Origin of the sequence: Vreelandella janggokensis, assembly GCF_031451615.1 — a bacterium.
GTDB lineage: Bacteria > Pseudomonadota > Gammaproteobacteria > Pseudomonadales > Halomonadaceae > Vreelandella > Vreelandella janggokensis.
In genome coordinates this window covers 134,850-152,726 of the sequence record NZ_JARWAJ010000006.1, presented here as the reverse complement: position 1 = coordinate 152,726, position 17,877 = coordinate 134,850, and the positions used below count along the sequence as shown (strand labels likewise).

The following is a 17,877-nucleotide window of genomic DNA, read 5'->3' as shown; positions in this document are numbered from 1 at the left end:
AGTATTAATCACGGTGTCTCCTGGGGCTTCTTGGCAAAGGTCAGCTTTCGCCGTGCCGCCACGCGAGGGGTCTCGGGGAGTTCGCGCTCGCCGGTCCATTCGCCGGAAAAGGCCAGCAGGTTTGGCCCCAGCGGCTCTTTGGGCAACGCAAACCGCTCGTCATAGATCGAGTCGACAAAGTGCAGCCCACAGGCCGGCGCGGTGACATCGCCCATCTTGCGGTTCTTGAGCGCCAGAAGCCGTTCGATATAGTCCTCGTCCTGGGCGCCGCGACCCACGCTTGCCAGGGCACCGGCAATGTTGCGAATCATGTGGTGCAGGAAGGCATTGCCCTGGATATCGATCATGACAAGGGGGCCAAACCGTTTGACGTCGATAAAGTGCATTTGTCGCCACGGCGTTTTCGACTGACAGCCCGCCGCGCGAAAACTCGAGAAATCATGCTCCCCCACCAGCGCCTGCGCGGCTCTGTGCATGGCGTCGGCATCCAGGGGATCGCGGCACCAGGTGACGTTGTGTCGTTCCAGTACCGGGCGACTTATCTGATTCAGCAACAGGTAACGGTAACGGCGCCCCAGCGCACCCAGCCGCGAATGAAAATCGTCGGATACCGGCTTGACCCAGCGAACCGACACATCACGCGGCAGGTAGGTATTCGCACCAAACACCCAGGCCTTTTCCGAGCGCTGGGCAGGTGGATCCAGGTGGATGATCTGCCGGGTGGCATGCACGCCTGAGTCGGTTCGCCCGCTGGCATGGATCTGCACCGGCGCACCGGCCACTTTGCTCAGCGCGTCTTCCACCGATGCCTGCACCGAGGCGGCGTGCTTGAGTCGCTGAAAACCGCAAAAGCGCGTGCCATCGTATTCGATGCCCATCGCCAGGCGGCCGGTTAACGGTTGTGTCTCATCAAAATGGTAAAACAGCGTCATCGCCTCTTATCAACATTGCCGGGGGAGGAAGGCGCGCTATTATCGCGAGGAGTGGGCGCAAATGCCACCTCTTCAATCTCCCACTCCTGCTCTTGCTCTTGCTCCCGAGTAGCGGCAGACGCAGGCGCCGTCGATGGCGCCGCTGGCTTGCCTTCAAAATCCACGGTGGGCTGCATGGGCGTTTCTTCCCGGGCCGCGCTTTCCGAAGCCAGCGTAGGCGGCTCATAATCGATAATCCACGCCCCCTCATCGCCCGGGACCGTTGTCGACTGGCTGGGTTCAGACATCGGCTCGTTGTTCACCTTGCTAGCCCCCATTGACGAAAGCATGGCCGACACAGCCTCAGGATCGGCGGGCGGCGCCAGCCATAGCGACGGCTTATGCCCGCCAAAGGTGACCTTTAACGCCAAACGCCGCTCGCCCCCCATCTCGACCAGCCCGGCCGCCTGGGTACGGGCCATGGTCGAGCGATCAAAGGGCGTCTCGTCCTTGGTATATTCCCCGTCGGTAGGGTTGGTTGGCGCCTGGCTCGCCGCCTCGCTTGCCGCGGTTGGATCCATCGCTTCTGGCGTCACCGCTGGTGCATCGTCATAAGATGCTGCCGGTGCTACCGAGGGAGACACGCGAGGCTTGCCAGCGGTCGATGGTGCAGGCTCTTGGGGGGCCTTTGCGCCCGCCGTCGACATGGTCGGCGGCGCTTCCCACTGCTGGCGACGGCGACGCATCACCACCCACAATACCACCAGCAGAACCAGCGCGAGCAGCAGCAGCCACCTCTGATAGTCGCTGACACGTTCCATGAAAGACGGCCGTTCGGTTCCCGGCGCCGACGGCGTGGGCACCGCTTGCTGCGCTGCCAGGGTTTGATTCAGCCGATCCACCTCGTCGCGAAGCGCTGAGATTTCCTCGCGCATATCCTCAAGCGCCTGCTGGAACCGCGGGCTGGGCTCAGCTTCACCGGAAGGCGCCGATGATGACGAGGCGGACGGTGATGTCGCATTCGTCGCCGCATTCGTCGCCGCATTGGCTAGCACTCGCGCCGCACTGAGGGCAGTCGCCTCGACGGAGGGGGCTTGCTGCGAGACTGCCTGAACCTCTTGCGCAGGCTCGCTTGCGGCTGGACCGGCGTCAGCGGTCGTGGCGTTATCTGCATCGACCTCGGGCATCGCCACCGGCGCCGGGCCATTTTCATCGCGGCGCTGCCAGGCCGCGTTCATTGCCCGGATGGTTTCGGCGGCCTGATCCGCCGAACGCGCCATCACCCGCGACTCATCGGGTAACGTCAGCCGCTGAGCGGCACGCATTTCGTGGATATTACCCGAGGGAAAGGCGCTGGGGTTGGCTTCAAGCAGCGCCAGCATCATCTGCTGGACGCTGGCCTGTGCGGGCTTGGTGCGCGCCGCAACGCTCCATAGCGTATCGCCGCTGCGTACGTACGCGTCGCCCTGGGCGGTCTCAGGGGTTTGCGGCGCGGCGGGGGCATTGTTCTCGGCGGCAGGTTGAGGGGCTACTGATGCCGCCGGTTGATCGACAGCGCTGTAGTCAGGAGGATCAAACAGCAACGTAATGGCCTGGGACTGCCGGCCATCGGGGGATGCCACGGTCAGCAGCAGGTCCAGCCAAGGCGACGTAATGGGCTGGTTACTGGTCAACATCACCACGGGCTGCCCCTGGCGCTCCTGAATGCTGGCCTGGACGCCCCCCGCCATCGGTGTCCACTCAACCCCCGCGTCGGCAAAGGCATCCTGACCGGCGACGCTGACCTCAATCGCTGACGTCGAATACGCGTCGCCATCCACAAGCGGCAGCATGGCCTGCAACGGGGCCTCTAACCGGGACTGAACCTGGGCAGGCCCCAACTCAAGCGCCCAGCCAATTGACCCCACCATGCTTAGCCAAAGCCCTACGGCCAACGCGCCTAGCTGTTTCATGGATGCCCCTGTTACCAATTTAACTTTTTTATATAACTCACCACTTCATTTTGCGGCAGTTTCATGCTTTTTTACCACAGTGGCGTTTTTACCATAGTACCGTCTTTTTGGGACAAAATCCGCGCGCATAAAAAAACGGGAAGCGTTTGATTCGCTCCCCGTTTTCGTCCGCTTGGGAGGCGGCTTTGGCCTCGGCGGAAACTTACTGCTCGCGCAGGATCATCAACATGCGCTTGAGCGGTTCAGCCGCGCCCCACAGTAGTTGGTCACCAACGCTGAAGGCCGAGAGGTACTCACCGCCCATTTGCAGCTTGCGCAGACGGCCAACCGGCACTTGCAGCGTACCTGTCGCCGCCGCAGGCGTTAAGCCTTCGTTGGTGGCGTCTTTCTCGTTGGGAATCAGCTTGACCCACTCGTTGTGCTTGGCAATGCGGTCTTCGATCTCGTCCAGCGGCACGTCCTGCTTCAGCTTGATGGTGAACGCCTGGCTGTGCGAGCGCATGGCACCGATGCGTACGCAAAGGCCATCGATGGGGATCGGGTTGTTGTCGAGACCCAGAATCTTGTTGGTCTCAACGCTACCCTTCCACTCTTCGCGGCTTTGGCCGTTATCCAGTTTGCTGTCGATCCACGGCAACAGGCTACCGGCCAAGGGCGCACCGAAGTTCTCGGTGGGGAAGTTGCCGCTACGCATGGCCGCCGTCACTTTGCGATCGATATCAAGAATCGCGCTGGAGGTGTCTTTCAGTTCTTCGCCGACGCTATCGTGCAGCGTACCCATCTGGTTGAGCAGCTCGCGCATGTGCTTGGCACCTGAGCCAGACGCTGCCTGATAGGTCATGGACGTCATCCACTCGATCATATCGGCTTCAAACAGACCGCCCAGCCCCATCAGCATCAGGCTCACGGTGCAGTTGCCGCCGACGAAGGTCTTGGCGCCCTTGGCCAGCTGTGCGTCGATCACGCCACGGTTGACCGGGTCCAGCACGATGGTCGCTTCATCTTCCATGCGCAGCGTGCTGGCCGCATCGATCCAGTAGCCTTTCCAGCCTGCACTGCGCAGGTCCTTGTAGACCGGCTTGGTGTAGTCGCCCCCCTGACAGGTGACCACCACATCCAGCGCCTTGAGCGCCTCGATATCAAAGGCGTCTTTCAGCGGAGGGACGTCCACACCGATGTCGGGGCCGGGCTGGCCAACCTGGGAAGTGGTGAAGAACACCGGCTCAATGCCGTTGAAATCACCATCTTCCTGCATGCGCTGCATCAGCACCGAGCCGACCATGCCGCGCCATCCCACGAAACCGACTTTCAACATCTGAAGTCCTCCTGCAAAGAATGAGTACTTGCATTATACACGATTCTTCATGGTGATTTTATAAGCGCAAAACCGAGGGTTTCACTGCTTGGCAAACGCCGCCAGCACCGCATCACCCATGGCGTCGGTACCGATGGTCTGCATACCTTCGGAAGCGATATCCGCGGTGCGCAGGCCGTCATCCAGAACGCTGCCCACGGCGGCTTCGATACGCTCGGCCATGGCATTTTCGCCCAGCGAGTAGCGCAGCATCATGGCCACAGAGAGCATCATCGCCAGCGGGTTGGCAATGTTTTTACCGGCAATGTCCGGTGCACTGCCGTGGCAGGGCTCGTACATGCCCTGCCCGCTTTCATTGAGCGAAGCAGAAGGCAACATACCAATGGACCCCGTGAGCATGGCAGCAGCGTCGGAGAGAATATCGCCGAACATGTTGCCGGTCACCACCACGTCAAACTGCTTGGGCGCACGCACCAGCTGCATGGCGGCGTTATCCACGTACATGTGCGACAGCTCAACGTCCGGGTACTCCGGTGCCAGCCGCTCCATGACCTCACGCCACAGAATCGTCACTTCCAGCACGTTGGCTTTATCCACCGAGCAAAGCTTCTTGCCACGCTTCTGGGCCATTTCAAAGGCCACGCGACCGATACGCTCGATCTCGCTTTCGGAATATACGTAGGTATTAAAGCCTACCCGCTCGCCGTTGCGCTCTTCGATGCCGCGGGGCTGGCCGAAGTAGATGCCGCCGGTCAGCTCGCGGACAATCATGATATCAAGCCCAGCCACGAGTTCCGGTTTCAGGCTCGAGGCGCTGGCAAGCTGGGGGTACAGCATGGCCGGGCGCAGATTGCCGAACAGCCCCAGGTTTTTGCGCAGACCCAGCAGGCCTTTTTCGGGCCGCTTGGATAGATCTTCGATCTTGTCCCACTTGGGGCCACCCACTGCTCCAAGCAGGATGGCGCTTGCGGCCTTGGCTTTATCCAGCGTCTGCTCAGGCAATGGATCGCCGTGGGCATCGTAGGCGGCGCCGCCAACCAGCGCTTCATCTACCTCGATATCCAGCCCGGCGTCCTGGCAGGCTTTCAGCAGGCGCGATGCCTGGGCAGCAATTTCAGGGCCGATACCGTCACCCGGCAGTAATAGAACCTTATGTGTCATGCAACGTCCTTAGCATTTATTCAAGCGGTGACTTACGCAGGCTGGCGGAACAACCAAGGCCGTGCCTGGCGATGGCTTTCCTCAAAGCGTCGAATGGCGTCTTCGTCTTTCAAGGTCAGGCCAATATCATCCAGGCCTTCCAGCAGGCAGTGCTTGCGGAACTCATCGACCTCGAACTCAAGAATTTCGCCGCGATGGGTAATCACGCGCTGATTCTCCAGGTCCACGTCCATGCGGTAGCCTTCTTTCGCTTCCACTTCATCGAACAGGCGATCGATCGTGTCTTCGTCGAGCGTGATGAGCAGGATGCCGTTTTTGAAGGCGTTATTATAGAAAATATCGGCGAAGCTGGGCGCCACCACCACCTTGAAGCCAAAGTCTTCCAGCGCCCAGGGGGCATGCTCGCGGGAGCTGCCGCAACCGAAATTACGCCGCGTCAGCAGTATTTCGGCCCCCTGGTAACGTGGCTTGTTCAACACGAAATCGGGATTCAGCGGCCGCTGCGAGCAATCCTGCCCTGGCTCGCCTTCATCCAGGTAGCGTAGCTCGTCAAACAGATTGACCCCGAAACCGGTCCGCTTGATCGACTTCAAAAACTGCTTCGGGATGATCAGATCGGTGTCCACGTTGGCGCGATCAAGAGGCGCGACGACGCCTTCAAAACGTTCAAACTTTTTCATGACTTAGGCCTCCTGAGCGTGGGTTGCATCGTTCGCGGGCAAGGTGCGCACATCGACAAAGTGGCCGGCAATCGCCGCCGCTGCTGCCATGGCGGGGCTCACCAGGTGAGTGCGACCGCCGTAGCCCTGGCGCCCTTCAAAGTTGCGGTTGGAGGTCGAGGCACAGTGCTCGCCCGCCCCCAGTTTGTCGGCGTTCATCGCCAGGCACATCGAGCAGCCCGGCTCGCGCCATTCAAAGCCCGCCTCGATGAAGATCTTGTCCAGACCTTCCTCTTCCGCCTGGCGCTTCACCAAGCCGGAACCGGGCACCACCATGGCAAGCTTGATGGAGTCGGCGATTTTATTGCCCTTCGCCACCTTGGCGGCTTCGCGCAGATCTTCAATGCGCGCATTGGTGCAGGAGCCGATGAAAATCTTGTCCAGCTTGATATCGGTAATTTTCTGGTTGGCCTGCAGGCCCATGTACTCAAGCGCACGGGTGTGGCTGCGCTGCACGGTTTCATCCGGCGCGGCGTTGGGGTCGGGCACCTGGCCGGAAATACCGGTGACCATTTCAGGGCTGGTGCCCCAGCTCACCTGGGGTTCGATGTCTTCGGCTTTCAGGGTCACCACGTTGTCGAAGACGGCATCCGGGTCGGAAACCAGGTTGCGCCAGTCTGCCACGGCGGCTTCCCACTGCTCGCCGGTCGGCGAGTAGGGGCGGTTGCCGATGTAGTCAATCGTGGTGTCGTCCACGGCAATCATGCCGACTCGCGCACCCGCCTCAATGGCCATGTTGCACACGGTCATGCGGCCTTCCATGGACAGCGACTCGATGGCGCTACCGGCAAACTCGATGGCATAGCCGGTACCGCCCGCCGTGCCAATCTTGCCGATAATCGCCAGCACCACGTCTTTCGCGGTCACGCCCAGGCCCAGCTCGCCTTCAACCCGCACCTGCATATTCTTCATCTTCTGGGTCAGCAGGCACTGGGTCGCCAGTACGTGCTCGACTTCCGAGGTGCCGATGCCGTGGGCCAGCGCACCAAAAGCACCATGGGTGGCGGTGTGAGAATCGCCGCAGACGACGGTCATGCCTGGCAGGGTTGCGCCCTGCTCCGGCCCGACCACATGAACGATGCCCTGGCGCGGGTCGTTGATGCCGAACTCGGTGATGCCGTATTCGACACAGTTGTCGTCGAGGGTCTGCACCTGGATCAACGACACCGGGTCTTTAATGCCGCTATTGCCCTGGGAACGCTCGATCAAGGTGGTCGGCACGTTATGGTCAGTGGTCGCGAGGTTGGTATCCAGGCGCCATGGTTTGCGGTTCGCCAAACGCAGTCCTTCAAAGGCCTGGGGCGAGGTCACTTCGTGGAGCATATGGCGGTCGATATAGATCAACGCGGTGCCGTCATCGCGCTGCTTGACCAGATGCTGATTCCACAATTTGTCGTAAAGCGTTTGACCTGACATGTGCTTCTCCCGGGCTAGGCCCTGCTAGTTCATAGCGGCAGCTTTTTGGCGCTGCTTTTTTAACGTGTGGTAGGAGTGTCACGCGGCTCGAAGATAAAAGCAATTCATGTTATTCATAGTTTAGATTCCAAACTGGAATACAAGACACTTTGCCAAGTGGATACAAGACGCGATGGACACCCAAAGCCTTCAAGCCTTTTTGGCCGTAGCCGACACACAAAGTTTCTCCCGGGCGGCTGAACAGCTTCACCTGACCCAACCGGCGGTGAGCAAACGCATTGCCACCCTTGAGTCTCAGGTAGACGCACGGCTATTTGACCGCATTGGCCGACGCATCGCGTTAACCGAGGCGGGTAGCGTGCTTCTCCCCCAGGCCAGGCAAATTCTGTTCACGGTAGAAGACAGCCGCCGGGCGCTCGCCAACCTGTCCGGCCAGGTGGGTGGGCCGCTAACGCTCGCGACCAGCCATCATATTGGCCTGCACCGTTTGCCGCCGGTATTAAAGCAGTATACCCAGCGCCACCCGGCGGTGGCGCTGGACCTGCACTTTCTTGATTCGGAATTTGCCTATCAGGGCGTGCGCGATGGCTCGCTGGAAATGGGCGTGGTCACCCTGGCGCCCCACCCCGTGGAGCAACTGCATGTCGTGGAGCTCTGGCGTGACCGGCTGTGCTTTGTTTGCGCGACCGACCACCCGCTCGCCGCCCAGCAACGCGTGCTGTCACTCGCCGACCTGTGCCAACACAACTGCGTGATGCCAGGGGCCAGAACCTTTACCGGCTCGCTGATCGCCCAACGGTTTGAACAAGCGGGGCTTGAACTGCCGGTGAGCATGGCGACCAACTACCTGGAAACGCTCAAGATGATGTGCAGCGTCGGGCTCGGCTGGAGCCTGCTGCCCGAAAAGATGATCGACCACGATCTGGTGGAGCTCAAGGTTGCCACCGCCCCGCTCCACCGTCCGCTGGGTTATCTGGTTCACAACAACCGCACGCTCTCCAACGCCGCCAACATGATGATCGAGGCACTGGAAGAGAGCAGAAGCGAATAACCGACCTCAAGGTGCATCAAAGCGGCATTGCCAGACTTGGGTGCCAGGGTTAGGTATTTGCCGCGCAATCCCTCAGTTCAGGGCTAATCGCCAAAATAGGCCTGGTAGTTCACTTTCAGCAACGAACTGTCCTGCCCCATCGACATCAAAAAAATCCTCACCTTGCGGTTACCCTCGACCCAGGTCACGCTGGCTTTTTGCATGATACCTGCCTGGGTGGTTTCGGCATCCGCTTCTTCCCCATATTGCTCGCGCAGGTCGTTCGTCAGCGCCTCCACCAGCCCCAGATTGGTCTCGAAATCTCGCGCGTCGTCCAGCTTGAAGGTGACCTGGGTAAGTTGGCCGTTCATGAAGTAAAACTGCTGAGTGAATATCTCGCCGGCTAGCGCCACATCATCCTTGCGCACTTCTTCTATCGCCGTGGTGGCCAGGCGACCACCATCCTCTACCCGGTAGGCACCATCCACCGCGTGCAACACCTCCTTTACCGTCATCCCGGCGTTGGTCGGCCCCCAAAGCTGCCCTGCAAAAGCAAGGTTGGGCAACAGTAGCAAGAGCATGATGCCCGTGATTAATGTACGCATTAGTGATCCTCCATGAGTTTTGTTGTTGGTATTCTGACTAAACGCCTTTGCAGGCCCCATCGATTGACTGGGTAACAGGGAAGCGCCTCAGGCATCTTCCCGGCGGCAGGGTCAGCTATTGCCTGCTTGTTCACAGCGCTGATCCATGCAAATAGCCGGGTGCTCGTTGCCTGGCTTACCGACGACTCGCGCCGGGACGCCGACGACCGTTGTACGCGGCGGCACATCCTGAAGCACCACGCTGCCTGCTCCCACCTTGGAGCCAGCGCCTATGCGGATATTGCCAAGCACTTTGACCCCCGCCGACAGCAGGACGCCACTCTCAACCTTGGGGTGCCGATCCCCTTCTTCTTTCCCCGTGCCACCTAGCGTTACGCCCTGAAGCATGGACACGTTGTCGCCAACCACCGCCGTCTCACCGATGACGACGCCATTGCCATGGTCGATGAAGATGCCATCACCCAAGACGGCAGCAGGGTTGATATCCACCGCAAACACTTCGGAGACCCGGCTCTGCAGATAGAGCGCCAGAGACCGCCGCCCTTTCATCCAGAACCAGTGGGACACCCGATACGCCTGCAAGGAGTGAAACCCCTTGTGATTCAGAAAAGGATTCGCCAGGCCATGCGCCGCCGGGTCACGGTCAGCGGCCGCCGCCAGGTCATTGCGGATCGCCTTCCTGATGTCGGGGGAATCAGCGAAGGCTTGAGAAATCACCTCCCGGAGGCTCATGGCCGGGAGATCAGGCGAGGAAAGTTTGCCCGCAAGCAGGTAGGACAGCGAATCTTCCAGCTCGCAATGGTTGATCACCGTCGCATGCAGGTAGCTCGCCAGGATCGGCTCTGACCCTGCCAGAGCGCGTACCTCTTCACGCAATGTCTGCCAGGTAGCGTCTTCGATCTGCACGTGATTTAACCTCCTGATGCCTAAAACTGACGTATTTCGGATCCTCGATGGCCTGGCAAGGGCAATAGCGTCGGCCAGCCTTCAAGTTCTTCCCAATGTATCAAAGACGTATTCCTTCGAATGGCTAGGTGAGGCCGTCTTGAACGGCTCAACCATCTGAAAGCAGGCGTGAATGCCTTGCCTTTCGAATACGTACTTCTTATATTTCAGCGCCTAACTGAGCCAGATACTGTTTCATAAAGGCGGTTCTCTTTTCCGCCTCTTCCTTGGCAGATTTCGTGTTCATGGTTTCAGCAATTCTAAGTAGCTTTGTATAGAAGTGATCAACCGAATTAGCACGGTCATTGGGCGCACGAGCTTCACAGAACGGGTCCTCCGGGTCATACAGCCCCACCCCTAAACGGGTGCTCACCTGAAGGCACCTTGCAATCCCGATAGCCCCAAGCGCATCCAGCCTATCGGCGTCTTGTACAATCTGTGCTTCTATCGTTTGAGGATATACATTCGCACTGAAACTATGCGCGACGATCGCATGCCCTATGTCGTCGTGATATTCAGACGGATAATCGATGGCCGCCAGGAAATCCATCGCCTTCTCGGCGGCGATAAAAGAACTCCGCGCCCTGTCGGGGTGATTCTTGGGGAATGAAAAGCAATCATGTAAATACGCGGCCGGCAAAACCACTTCAAGTTTCGCCCCTTCTATTGCACATAACGATTTGGCGGTTTTAACGACTCTCAATACATGATTCACATCATGCGCCGGGTCTTGCTCCATTTCAGCGTTAATGAAGCTGATGAACTGGTGTTCATAATGCTCTACCACGCAACATCCTTATTCGTCATGTACCGTTAATGCCTGCACTTGTTAGGCACGTCGATTACCCGGTGAGAATCGCCGGCTCACATCCGACGTCAAAATTCACGGAATTGGCAATAAAGCAGAACGAATGCGCTTTATCGTGCAGGGATGTCGCAAGCTCCCTGTCGTCAGCCGCCCCGATTCGGATGCGTGGCTTCAGCGTTACGCTCTCGAAATAGCCACTGCCATTGGTCGTCTCGATCATTCGACCCGTGGCGTTGTCTACATACTCCGTTACCGTAATACCAGCGTTGGCGCACAGATGCAGGTACCAAAGCATATGGCATGCCGAGAGCGAGCTTAGCAATAGCTCTTCCGGGTTATAACGGGACGCGTCGCCCAGGAAGGCGGGATCTGCTGACCCGAATATCGTCGGTTTACTGTCGCACGTTATCTCGTGGTCACGCGAGAAGGCGCGATAATGTTTGGTACCTTCGCCTGAATTCCCCGTCCAGACAACGGTAGCGGCATAATCGTGCCGACCTTTTTCTGACATTGATGCTTCCCTCTTTAGAAATGACCCGCCTCGTCGCTTAAACGGAGACGCACCCGTCGATTAGCCTTTATCCACCATACTGGGCGAACACTTCTTTGCCGGTCAGCTGCTTGGTTTTTTCTGCCAACGAATAATAGCGCGGCTTTTGGTCGATGAATATTTGCTCGGTTATTTGCCAATCATCCGAGCCATCAAGCAGCCCCACGGGAAGCGCGTAATGACCATTCTGCTTTAAGCGATAGAAGAGATGAGTGCCACATTGCTGGCAGAAACCACGCTCGGCCCATTCTGAGGAACTAAAGATGGAAATATGCTCGGTACCTTGGAAGTCCACATCACCGGCAAACTCAACCGCAAACATCGGGCCACCACCCCACTTTCGACACATTGAGCAGTGACAAACGCCGACATGGTGGCTATTGGTGGTAACAGTGACGCTGACCAGACCGCACAGGCAGGCCCCCTGACGCTGTGTGTTAGATGCCATCTTGGTCTCCTTCAGTTGTGCTTCCATCAACTCTGATGCCCCCACTGTAGTCTCAATGAGGGAATAAACGCCGCTACTAGCCCGCTGGATCAATGGTCAAGCGTTGAGCCAATGCGTCGTGGAGTGTTTGCCGGGCCGCTTCATCGAATAAAACAAAGCGGATCAGGCGCACTTTGTGCAAGGTGGGCAGTATGGCTTCAAGGGTCGTCGCGCACACCTGTGCGGCTTGGTCCGCCGGATAGCCAAAGGCGCCGGTGGAGAGAGATGGAAAGGCCAGCCGCTCAATGCCGTGCTCGTCAGCAAGTGTCAGCGCATTGCGGTAGCAGTTTGCCAGCAGTTGATCCTCGGGCTTGTCCACGCCATACACCGGGCCCAGACAATGAATCACCCAAGCGTTAGGCAGATCATGACCGCCAGTAAGTACCGCCTGGCCCGGGGCGATAGGCGCCATAGGCCGCCCCTCTTCCGCCAAGCCTGGCCCGGCAGCGCGGTGAAGCGCCCCGGCGACGCCACCACCGGTTCTCAATTGCGCATTAGCCGCATTGACCACGGCATCAACATCGGGCTGTTGGGCAATATCGCCCACCACGCACTGCACGCTGATGCGGTTGTCGCTCATAGTCTCCTCCGTCTGTTGCCACGTATCAGGCAGACTCTAGTGGTGCTGAGCCTTGGTGAGTGCGGCAAATACTGAAAGTGTAGACTGAAAAAGCGCTTTGGTTCATGCATTGCCCTTTATGACCGCACTGGCTTCGCGCATCTCATTAATCGTGGCATCAGCAATATCTCTCCCCGGTATCGGGTGCTTTCATGCCGCGCTAAATGTCGATGACGATGAGAGCAATCGGTTCGTGGATCATATTTTTGTCCTCTAACGGCTGGGCTTTCTGCCGCAGGGGACGTCACCCCCAGGTTGTCGGAAGCCTAACGCCTGGCGTAACGGGCCGGTTTGGAGCGCCAGCGGAGAACCGGTCCCGTTGACGCGATTGTTAAGTGCAGCCGGGCCTCAGTATTACAATTTGAATTACAGCTTGACCCAGCCCATGACTGTATTACATTTTGTCTTACAGGATTAGGTGATACAAAATATAATACAGGAATTATGCTATGTCCCTAACTACGCACATAAAAAACATGATTAACACACCCTCAGATTCTCAATTGCTTTCCATTCGGCTGCCCACAACAACTGTAAACCAGCTCGAAGAGCTAGCCCAAGTTTTGGCCAAAACACGATCTGAACTTATCAGTACCTTTATCGAGGGTGGCTTAGTTGAATTGGAAAAACAGCTAACTGAACTACAAAACAAAACGATAGCTCCGGCAACCGAAGGAGTCGTATCTGATGGTCAACGGTACTTCCTGCTGAACACGAACTACAACAATTTGCCCGAAGACCATTACACGATGCTAGAAAACGGTGAGGCCTCTGCTTTTTACGGGGGTTGGAAGGAAAACATTGCTCATTTAAAAGGAGGTGACATCGTTTTTCTGTACCAAAGTGGAGTCGGAATCGTTGGCTATGGTACAGCAGACAAAGACCTATTGGTGCGCGATCATCAAGGCAATAAAGACGAATGGTATGCACGAAAGCTCAATGACTTTGTGCGCCTGACCCCCCCCCTTAACAGCGAAGGGCTGCAAAGATGCCACCAAGTCGAACTTTAATTTCAGGATGACAATGGTCACTCTCAGCTCAGCTCAAGGCGATGCACTTTTAAAGAAATTCAAGGAGGACTAGCTTCGAACTGCTGCGCTAGCTGTACACATACTTAACGCCAGCCAGCATGTGCGGCTACGGAATGGAGGCGAAGCCGCAATGCAGTAGCCGTCGCTGTGCCTGGCCTTGTTAAAATAATAGCTTTCAGGAATATTTGCTCATTCAGCTTTTTCTGGATCAGGCATCCACTTTTCAGACAATAGCTCAATAATACCCTCAACAAGATCGAGGCAGATATGGTCAGCCTTTGTCAGATAACTGAAATCAGGTCTCAATCGACTCCCAACACTCTCATTACATTTAATCTTAGCTTCAAACAGTTTTCGGTTATATATGTCGTTTACAACCCAATTATTGTGTATTCCAATATCTCTTCGAGCCTTCAGTTCAACGAATGGTATCCACAAATCCACCAGAGAGTCGTAATCAATAGATAGTATATCGCTGAATTTCTTAGCATAATCTAACGGCTTCTCATACATGAGCTTATTTAGAAAAATGTTAGCGGCATGATCAATCAATTCGTCGGTAGAGCCAGCGCTAATTATCTCAGATAACTGAAATGACTGTTTTCCCATTTTGTTAGGGTGAAGCCGCAAGGCCGCAGAAATTGCGCTACCAAAAAAATGCTCGACCTCGGAGATCAAATTAATTAATAGCTGACCTGCGAAATACGTTTCGTAGGAAACCTCAACTTGATTAGCAACGCGATCATCTTCAAAGTCCATGATCGCTTCGGATAGCTCTGGATGACCCATCGCACCCGAATACTGGGCGCTTCGGAGCACTACAACAGCCCGCCTCAGAAGTAAAAGCCCTTGCAAAAATCTTATGTAGGGTGGGACAACAACCGAGCCTGGAGTCCCTTCAAACTGCTCAACCCAGTAGTTCGGCGAGCCTACTTCCTCGTCATCATCTTTATCGTGGCTATTGGGGGTGCTCATGGGACTATTCTCAAGATTTTAACGCCTGCGTAAAGTGCGCGAGGTACGAGCGTCGCATTTGACGCGTTTGTTAAGCATTGCCTGTGACAAGCATCAAAAACCATGCTGCCTCTAAACCAAGAAGAGCTATATAAGGTAGAAACTGTCCTGCATAACGTATTCGTATGTAAGCTGGAAAGTACCAAGGATTAGTATAGCTACTCGTCAAGTGATTTTTCGCAAAAAGATAATCTAACGGCGAATGATTTTCAAATCTCTGCAAGACTGCATCATACTCCTTGACTAAGCCTTCATATGAGCCCTCGCTCTTATCTTCGTTTATGTGGCGATGAACTTTTCTAGCCAAAGAATTCAGTATCATTCCGCACTGGTGCATTCGATCAGCTCTTACCGAAAAGTTGGTCATATTGAGAAGAATAGAGATAACCAGAATTACAATTGCAAGAACTACCTGAATGAAGTTCGTATAGTTTTGGGTAAAACGCGTCTCTAGTCCAAAGGATTGCAAGAGAGGTATAAAAATCAATCCCATCGAGAAGAATGTAATGGTCCATAGCGAAGCATTGTGGTGAGCCCTTAATCGGTCATGAGCAAAAAATCTGCATGCGGCAGTTTTATGTATTCGGTCATACAATTCTTCGAAATGATTTTCCTTCTGCACAACTTCTCCTCGATGCTTAACGCCAGCGCACAACGGCGCCCTTGTAATGGAGGCGCAGCCGCAATGAAAAGGGCGTCCGGCGGCCACCGGCCGCGTATTGATGCGCCTTGTTATAAATTACTCAACGTACTTGTCGTACGCCCGCTCTTCGCAGAGTGCATGCCACACCGCTTGCGGAATTAGCTTGCTCGCCCAACCGTAGTAACCCCACGTTTTAGTGAGATCTTCCTGCCAACAATCGTCGCAAATCAACGAATGATAATGAACGTGGCCGACCATGATATCCAGATAGATCTCGTGGAGACTCTTCGGGTTGTTGCAATAGCATTTGAACTTCTTATCTCGAGTTCTATCGGTGAGAGGACCAACTAGCCTCTGGTAAATGAGGGGATAGTTTTTCTTCAACCGTTGATGAACCGCATCCAAGACATCAATCCTACCTTTCTCGAGGGCATTGTCACGAAGACGTAACAGCTCCTTTTCGGAGTCATATCGCCCTTGGTGGATTCTGGATACGAGGCCCGTCATTGGACTACCTCAATTTATAACAGGTATTAGACGGCGCGTCCTATGATTGGATAAACGCGCCTGCATGTTTACTTACCAAATGTAACCTAACTTTTCGCATGTAACCAATTGATTTTAATTAAATTAATATTAATCAGGCTAAATTTGCAGAATTCCCACGCTTGCGCGTTTTGCCAAGCTCAATAATTCTGTGTGTATATCCACCACCAGGAGATAGACAGCAAATGGATATGCAAAGCAGGTCCCCGAAACTAATGGATCGTGTGAAAGCTGTTATGCGAGTAAAGCGCTACAGCCCACGTACCGGAAAAACATATACGCTAAATGAAGGCACGCTACCGCCCCGGTACGACTGGGATGCGTTAAAGCGCTCCGCCTGCGACCGTCTCACCAATTTTTGTCGCCTATTTCGGATTAAACAGACGTTATAACGTCGACGTTACTCAGTTTTCTTTGGCATTGCAAAGCAGACACTAATTTTTGTTATGGCATTTACCACAGCGAGTTCATGGCGGGTTTTGGCCTTTTCATCGCTCGGCTAGTCTGGCTCCTGCATTGGTGTGGTGCTTGTAGGGGGTGCGTGCCGCAGTGAGTTTCTGGGCATGTTGGTGGATGCCTTTCTTGAATCCATGCATGCGTTAGGTGTTGTGGCCTTATCAATCGCCCGACAAGTCGAGCTCCTACATTGGTGGGGTGCTTTTAGGGGGTTGCGTGGCGCGTTGAATTTCTGTGCATTTTTATGGGTGCCTTTACCGAACCCAGGAATGTTGCGGCCCTTACAGATCGGTTCGGGGCTGGCCTTCCGTTGCAAACCCGATTAGCCTGCTAACTCAACCAGTAAGGGATTGAGATGCAAGAGACGACTTCTCGGCAGCGCTTGGCGGGCGTGCTGATTTTGCTTGGTTTGGTAGTGCAAATAGTGGGGTTTAGCGGCTGGGCGGCTACCACGCAGGCGGTGAGCTATGTGCTGTGGGCGGCGGTATTGTTGCTGTGGCGGGATATTCCCAGGCGTTCGCGCATCCAGGCGGGGGTGTTGATTGGCCTGGGCGCGGGCATGCTGTTGGTGGCGCGGTTTGTTTATAGTGCTGAGGTCGATTGGCCTGCCATGTTGCAGGGCAATGTGTTCGTGGTGGCCATGCTGGTGGGCGTCAGTTTTATTACGCTGATTGGCAAGCAAGGCAGCAAAGGCGCCTCGGGCAGCCGTGTGACCGGCGCGGGTGGCGTGCTTCGCACCTGGTTGGGGGTGCATTTCCTGGGCACGATCTTGAACCTTTCCACCGTGCTGATGGTTGGCGACAAGCTGGCGAGGCGCGGGCCGCTTAAGATGCCGCAATTATTAGCACTGAACCGTGGGCTTTCCAGCGCCGCGCTGTGGTCGCCGTTTTTTGCCTCGATGGGCCTGGTGATCTCGCTGGTGCCCGACGTCGAGTATGCGCACATTGCCCTGGCGGGCTTTCCCCTGGCGATGATGGCGGGGTTGTTCACGACGCTGGAGCTTAGACGGCGATTTGACCTGCGCGAGGTGGATGGCTATTCGCTGGCACCGCGTAGCCTGCTGATGCCGGTGGGCATGGCGGCGCTGGTGATGCTGTTTCACTTCTGGCTGACGCCGTCGCTGACCATTGTCAGCATTATTACCTTCCTGCTGCCAGCCGTCGCCGTGCTGAGCAACCTGCGCGAGGGGCCACGTTTTACCCTGCGGCGAGTCCGCCAGCACACCCTCACTCGCTTGCCTGCCATGCGCGGCGAGGTGTCGCTGTTCCTGGCGGCGGGCTTATTGACGCTGGGGCTTTCCACCCTGGTATCGGCCGCAGCGGGTAGCGACTGGACCCTGTTTACCGACTTTGGCACACCCCAGGCGATGATCAGCTTCGCCGCCATTTCGCTGAGCGCACTGGCCGGGCTGCACCCGATTATCGGCGTGTCGGTATTGGCCTCGATACTCAACCTGGAGGGCGGCGAGCAAACGCTGTTTGCCTTTGTGGCATTGAGCTCGTGGGCGGTGGGCACCAGCGTGGGGCCGCTGTCGGGCATCAACCTGTCCCTTCAGGGCCGCTACGGGGTGAGCGGTTACCGGATGATGACCAACAACCTCCTGTACGCGGCTGTCCTGAGCCTGCTCTCGCTGGGGGCGATCGCAGGCGTCAGTTTGATCGTCGGCTAG

Annotated in this window: 17 protein-coding genes; 3 read left to right on the top strand and 14 right to left on the bottom strand. The window is 56.4% G+C overall.

What is annotated here, in order from left to right; genetic code table 11:
* Window positions 1-8: 8 nt before the first annotated feature.
* The 6 genes from truA to leuC form a co-directional block, all read right to left on the bottom strand.
* Complete coding sequence (truA, locus tag QC816_RS15740) at window positions 9-932, bottom strand: tRNA pseudouridine(38-40) synthase TruA (protein ID WP_199285238.1); 924 nt, start codon at window positions 930-932, stop codon at window positions 9-11.
* Window positions 929-2,863 carry a type IV pilus assembly protein FimV gene (locus QC816_RS15735; protein ID WP_309783287.1) on the bottom strand — a complete coding sequence of 645 codons (1,935 nt, stop codon included), beginning with the start codon at window positions 2,861-2,863 and terminating at the stop codon, window positions 929-931. Before QC816_RS15735 ends, truA begins: the two co-directional genes overlap by 4 nt.
* A 202-nt stretch (window positions 2,864-3,065) precedes the next feature.
* The gene (asd, locus tag QC816_RS15730) at window positions 3,066-4,178 is read right to left on the bottom strand and encodes an aspartate-semialdehyde dehydrogenase (RefSeq protein WP_085919314.1); all 1,113 of its coding nucleotides are present in this window, start codon (window positions 4,176-4,178) and stop codon (window positions 3,066-3,068) included.
* Between the two features lie 81 nt (window positions 4,179-4,259).
* Window positions 4,260-5,339 (bottom strand): 3-isopropylmalate dehydrogenase, encoded by a 1,080-nt coding sequence (leuB, locus tag QC816_RS15725; protein ID WP_085919313.1) that lies wholly within the window; start codon window positions 5,337-5,339, stop codon window positions 4,260-4,262.
* Window positions 5,340-5,371: 32 nt separating this feature from the next.
* Entirely contained in the window at window positions 5,372-6,019 is a 648-nt protein-coding gene (leuD, locus tag QC816_RS15720; protein ID WP_066315245.1) for a 3-isopropylmalate dehydratase small subunit, read from the bottom strand.
* Between the two features lie 3 nt (window positions 6,020-6,022).
* Window positions 6,023-7,474, bottom strand: coding sequence for a 3-isopropylmalate dehydratase large subunit (gene leuC / locus QC816_RS15715; RefSeq protein WP_085919311.1), 1,452 nt, complete (start codon window positions 7,472-7,474; stop codon window positions 6,023-6,025).
* Between the two features lie 172 nt (window positions 7,475-7,646).
* On the opposite strand from leuC, the gene QC816_RS15710 reads away from it, so the two are divergent.
* On the top strand, window positions 7,647-8,525 hold the full coding sequence (locus QC816_RS15710; RefSeq protein WP_085919310.1) for a LysR family transcriptional regulator: 879 nt from the start codon (window positions 7,647-7,649) through the stop codon (window positions 8,523-8,525).
* Window positions 8,526-8,608: 83 nt separating this feature from the next.
* Here QC816_RS15710 and QC816_RS15705 read toward each other — a convergent pair whose 3' ends face one another.
* The 6 genes from QC816_RS15705 to QC816_RS15680 all read right to left on the bottom strand — a co-directional run bounded on the left by QC816_RS15705 (window position 8,609) and on the right by QC816_RS15680 (window position 12,479).
* Window positions 8,609-9,109 (bottom strand): hypothetical protein, encoded by a 501-nt coding sequence (locus tag QC816_RS15705; protein ID WP_309783283.1) that lies wholly within the window; start codon window positions 9,107-9,109, stop codon window positions 8,609-8,611.
* Between the two features lie 111 nt (window positions 9,110-9,220).
* Window positions 9,221-10,015, bottom strand: coding sequence for a serine O-acetyltransferase (gene cysE / locus QC816_RS15700; RefSeq protein ID WP_085919308.1), 795 nt, complete (start codon window positions 10,013-10,015; stop codon window positions 9,221-9,223).
* 199 nt (window positions 10,016-10,214) lie between these two features.
* On the bottom strand, window positions 10,215-10,841 hold the full coding sequence (locus QC816_RS15695; protein ID WP_309783281.1) for an HD domain-containing protein: 627 nt from the start codon (window positions 10,839-10,841) through the stop codon (window positions 10,215-10,217).
* 55 nt (window positions 10,842-10,896) lie between these two features.
* The gene (locus QC816_RS15690) at window positions 10,897-11,373 is read right to left on the bottom strand and encodes an OsmC family protein (RefSeq protein ID WP_309783279.1); all 477 of its coding nucleotides are present in this window, start codon (window positions 11,371-11,373) and stop codon (window positions 10,897-10,899) included.
* A 67-nt stretch (window positions 11,374-11,440) separates the two neighbouring features.
* Window positions 11,441-11,860, bottom strand: a complete 420-nt coding sequence (locus QC816_RS15685) for a GFA family protein (RefSeq protein WP_309783278.1) — start codon at window positions 11,858-11,860, stop codon at window positions 11,441-11,443.
* A 76-nt stretch (window positions 11,861-11,936) separates the two neighbouring features.
* A complete protein-coding gene (locus tag QC816_RS15680; protein ID WP_309783277.1) occupies window positions 11,937-12,479 on the bottom strand; it encodes a macro domain-containing protein in 543 nt (180 codons plus the stop codon).
* A 488-nt stretch (window positions 12,480-12,967) separates the two neighbouring features.
* On the opposite strand from QC816_RS15680, the gene QC816_RS15675 reads away from it, so the two are divergent.
* Entirely contained in the window at window positions 12,968-13,528 is a 561-nt protein-coding gene (locus tag QC816_RS15675) for a CopG family ribbon-helix-helix protein (RefSeq protein ID WP_309783275.1), read from the top strand.
* 210 nt (window positions 13,529-13,738) lie between these two features.
* Here QC816_RS15675 and QC816_RS15670 read toward each other — a convergent pair whose 3' ends face one another.
* Entirely contained in the window at window positions 13,739-14,524 is a 786-nt protein-coding gene (locus QC816_RS15670; RefSeq protein WP_309783272.1) for a hypothetical protein, read from the bottom strand.
* 70 nt (window positions 14,525-14,594) lie between these two features.
* Window positions 14,595-15,185 (bottom strand): SLATT domain-containing protein, encoded by a 591-nt coding sequence (locus QC816_RS15665; RefSeq protein ID WP_309783270.1) that lies wholly within the window; start codon window positions 15,183-15,185, stop codon window positions 14,595-14,597.
* Between the two features lie 1,378 nt (window positions 15,186-16,563).
* On the opposite strand from QC816_RS15665, the gene QC816_RS15660 reads away from it, so the two are divergent.
* Window positions 16,564-17,877 (top strand): hypothetical protein, encoded by a 1,314-nt coding sequence (locus QC816_RS15660; RefSeq protein WP_309783268.1) that lies wholly within the window; start codon window positions 16,564-16,566, stop codon window positions 17,875-17,877.

Coding starts and splice junctions, on each gene's coding strand:
- truA (WP_199285238.1), bottom strand. CDS start 932: ATGACGCTGTTTTACCATTTTGATGAGACACAACCGTTAACCGGCCGC.
- QC816_RS15735 (WP_309783287.1), bottom strand. CDS start 2,863: ATGAAACAGCTAGGCGCGTTGGCCGTAGGGCTTTGGCTAAGCATGGTG.
- asd (WP_085919314.1), bottom strand. CDS start 4,178: ATGTTGAAAGTCGGTTTCGTGGGATGGCGCGGCATGGTCGGCTCGGTG.
- leuB (WP_085919313.1), bottom strand. CDS start 5,339: ATGACACATAAGGTTCTATTACTGCCGGGTGACGGTATCGGCCCTGAA.
- leuD (WP_066315245.1), bottom strand. CDS start 6,019: ATGAAAAAGTTTGAACGTTTTGAAGGCGTCGTCGCGCCTCTTGATCGC.
- leuC (WP_085919311.1), bottom strand. CDS start 7,474: ATGTCAGGTCAAACGCTTTACGACAAATTGTGGAATCAGCATCTGGTC.
- QC816_RS15710 (WP_085919310.1), top strand. CDS start 7,647: ATGGACACCCAAAGCCTTCAAGCCTTTTTGGCCGTAGCCGACACACAA.
- QC816_RS15705 (WP_309783283.1), bottom strand. CDS start 9,109: ATGCGTACATTAATCACGGGCATCATGCTCTTGCTACTGTTGCCCAAC.
- QC816_RS15690 (WP_309783279.1), bottom strand. CDS start 11,373: ATGTCAGAAAAAGGTCGGCACGATTATGCCGCTACCGTTGTCTGGACG.
- QC816_RS15685 (WP_309783278.1), bottom strand. CDS start 11,860: ATGGCATCTAACACACAGCGTCAGGGGGCCTGCCTGTGCGGTCTGGTC.
- QC816_RS15680 (WP_309783277.1), bottom strand. CDS start 12,479: ATGAGCGACAACCGCATCAGCGTGCAGTGCGTGGTGGGCGATATTGCC.
- QC816_RS15675 (WP_309783275.1), top strand. CDS start 12,968: ATGTCCCTAACTACGCACATAAAAAACATGATTAACACACCCTCAGAT.
- QC816_RS15670 (WP_309783272.1), bottom strand. CDS start 14,524: ATGAGCACCCCCAATAGCCACGATAAAGATGATGACGAGGAAGTAGGC.
- QC816_RS15660 (WP_309783268.1), top strand. CDS start 16,564: ATGCAAGAGACGACTTCTCGGCAGCGCTTGGCGGGCGTGCTGATTTTG.